Here is a 3,151-nt window from a genome sequence, read left to right as displayed (position 1 = left end):
CAGGAATTCGAGATGCGGTCGGCGCCGGTCGTCGGCGGCGTCAACGTCTCGAAGGGCAACGGCGAGATCATCCGTCTGCGCCGCGGTGCCTCCATCGCCGACTTCGCGGACAAGCTCGAGGCTCTGAACGGTTACACCGTCCAGCCCGGAACGCTCGTCACGATCCTCTTCAACCTGGGTGAGATGGCCACGGCCACCGAGTCCCTGGACGAGGCGACCTTCGAGGTGCTGGGTGCCGAGCTCGGCTACAAGATCCAGATGGTCTCGCCCGAGGACGAGGACAAGGAGCTCCTGGAGGGCTTCGGTCTCGACCTCGAGGCCGAGCTGGAGGCGGAGAGCGAGGACGACCTCGAGATCCGCCCGCCGGTGGTCACCGTCATGGGTCACGTCGACCACGGTAAGACCCGACTGCTCGACGCGATCCGCAAGAGCAACGTCATCGAGGGCGAGGCCGGCGGCATCACCCAGCACATCGGTGCGTACCAGATCTGGACCGAGCACGACGGCATCGAGCGCGCTGTCACCTTCATCGACACCCCGGGTCACGAGGCGTTCACCGCCATGCGTGCCCGTGGTGCGCAGGTGACCGACATCGCGATCCTCGTGGTCGCCGCCGATGACGGCATCATGCCGCAGACGGTGGAGGCGCTGAACCACGCCCAGGCGGCCGACGTGCCGATCGTGGTCGCGGTCAACAAGGTCGACAAGCCCGAGGCCAACCCGGCCAAGGTGCGCCAGCAGCTCACCGAGTACGGTCTGGTCGCCGAGGAGTACGGCGGAGACGTCATGTTCGTGGATGTGTCGGCCCGTCAGGGCACCGGCATCCAGGACCTGATCGACGCCGTGCTGCTGACCGCCGACGCGGGTCTGGACCTCACGGCCAACCCGAACAAGGCGGCCCGTGGTGTCGCGATCGAGGCCAAGCTCGACAAGGGCCGCGGTTCGGTCGCCACCGTGCTGATCCAGTCCGGAACGCTGCGCATCGGAGACGCCATCGTCGCCGGCACCGCGTACGGCCGCGTCCGCGCCATGCTCGATGAGAACGGCGAGCAGGTCACCGAGGCCGCGCCGTCCCGCCCCGTGCAGGTGCAGGGTCTGAACTCCGTGCCCCGCGCCGGTGACGTGTTCATCGTCACCGACGAGGACCGCATGGCCCGTCAGATCGCGGAGAAGCGCGAGGCCGTCGAGCGCAACGCCCAGCTGGCCAAGGCCCGCAAGCGGATCTCGCTCGAGGACTTCACCCGTGCTCTCGAAGAGGGCAAGGTCGAGACGCTCAACCTCATCATCAAGGGCGACGTGTCCGGTGCCGTCGAGGCGCTGGAGGAGTCGCTGCTCAAGATCGAGGTCGACGACTCGGTGCAGCTGCGCATCATCCACCGCGGTGTCGGTGCGATCACGGAGTCGGATGTGAACCTGGCGACGATCGACAACGCGATCATCGTGGGCTTCAACGTCCGTCCGGACGCCAAGGCACGCGAGGCCTCGAACCGCGAGGGCGTGGACATCCGCTTCTACTCGGTGATCTACTCGGCCATCGAGGAGATCGAGAACTCTCTCAAGGGCATGCTCAAGCCGGAGTTCGAAGAGGTCCAGTCGGGTGTCGCCGAGATCCGCGAGGTGTTCCGCTCCTCGAAGTTCGGCAATATCGCCGGTGTCATCGTCCGCTCCGGAACGATCACGCGCAACGCCAAGGCGCGCGTCATCCGCGACGGCGTCGTCATCGCCGATGGCCTGGCCATCGAGTCGCTGCGTCGCTTCAAGGATGACGTCACCGAGGTCCGCACCGACTTCGAGGCCGGTATCGGCCTGGGCAAGTACAACGACATCCAGATCGGCGACGAGATCGAGACCACGGAGATGGTCGAGAAGCCTCGCGGCTGACCCTGAGTGCTGCTCCGGCGGCTGCCTTCCCTTCACTCGCAGAGTGGGGCCCCTACCCCAATGCTCGTGAAGGTGAGGCAGCCGCCTTCGCGGTTCCACATGGAATCCGCTCGGAAGGTATAGGAATAGGAACATGGCTGGAGAACGACAGGCACGGCTCGCGGATCGCATCCGCGTCATCCTCGCCGAGCGCCTCGAGAAGGGGCTGCGCGACCCGCGACTGGGCTTCGTGACGATCACCGACGTGCGCGTGTCGGGCGACCTGCAGCACGCGTCGGTGTTCTACACGGTGCTCGGAAGCGAGGAGGAGCGCGTCGCCAGCGGTGCCGCGCTGACCTCTGCCACCGGGATGCTGCGCAAGGAGGTCGGCCGTCAGCTGAACGTGCGCCTCGTGCCGACGCTCGAGTTCATCCCGGACGCCCTGCCGGAGTCGGCCGGGCACATCGCCGATCTGCTTCGCCAGGCGCGCGAGCGGGACGAAGAGGTGGCCAAGCTCGCCGCGGGTGCGACGCACGCCGGCGACGCCGACCCCTACGTGCACGACGACGAGGACTGAGCCGAGGCCTGACGAGCGCTGAGTGACCGTCGGGCCACTCTCGGCAGCTCGGGGAGGGTTCTGCCTGCGCCTGCCCCTCACACGGGCAGGCGCAGCAGCCCGTCCACGGCCTCGACCAGCCCGTCGCCGATCAGGGAGTCGATCGCCCGGTCGCGCTGCGCGGTGTCCGGCCAGTCGGCCAGCACGGCATCCGCCGGCATCCGATGACCTTCGGCATGGCGCAGCGCGCGCAGCACGCCGCCGCGCGCCTGGCGGTCCGAGCCCTCGTACTTCGCCTGCCGCCGCCGCGTATCGCCGGTGTCCGGGCGGCCCGCCTGAAGCCAGGCGCAGGAGGCCGCGATCGGGCAGATCTCGCAGCGGGGTGCGCGCGCGGTGCAGATCACGGCACCGAGTTCCATCATCGCGGCGTTGAAGACGGCTGACTCCGCGACGCCCTCCGGCAGGAGCTGCGTCATGCGCTCCAGGTCCTTCTTCGCGGGGGCGTCCGGCTGCGCGCGCCCGTCGACGGCGCGCGCGATCACACGGCGCGTGTTGGTGTCGACGACCGGATGCCGGTCGCCGTAGGAGAAGACCGCGACCGCCCTGGCCGTGTAGTCGCCGATGCCCGACAGCGCCAGCAGAGCGCCCACGTCACGGGGCACCGTGCCGCCGTGCCGCTCCACGACCTCGACCGCCGCACGGTGCAGCCACAGCGCCCGGCGCGGGTAGCCGAGG

3 protein-coding genes are annotated in these 3,151 nt (G+C 68.8%); 2 read left to right on the top strand and 1 reads right to left on the bottom strand.

All coding sequences use genetic code 11. The annotated features are described in order from the left end of the window. On the top strand, window positions 1-1,881 hold a 1,881-nt coding region (gene infB, locus BGN97_RS02790; protein ID WP_292697837.1), incomplete at its 5' end, for a translation initiation factor IF-2. 133 nt (window positions 1,882-2,014) lie between these two features. Then, window positions 2,015-2,437 (top strand): 30S ribosome-binding factor RbfA, encoded by a 423-nt coding sequence (rbfA, locus tag BGN97_RS02785; protein WP_292697835.1) that lies wholly within the window; start codon window positions 2,015-2,017, stop codon window positions 2,435-2,437. 77 nt (window positions 2,438-2,514) lie between these two features. Here the strand turns inward: rbfA and BGN97_RS02780 are convergent. Beyond that, a partial coding sequence (locus BGN97_RS02780; protein WP_292697833.1) for an A/G-specific adenine glycosylase occupies window positions 2,515-3,151 on the bottom strand: 637 nt, incomplete at its 5' end.

This window comes from Microbacterium sp. 69-10, assembly GCF_001897945.1.
In the GTDB taxonomy this organism is placed as follows: Bacteria; Actinomycetota; Actinomycetes; order Actinomycetales; family Microbacteriaceae; genus Microbacterium.
This window is presented reverse-complemented; position numbering and strand designations above follow the sequence as displayed.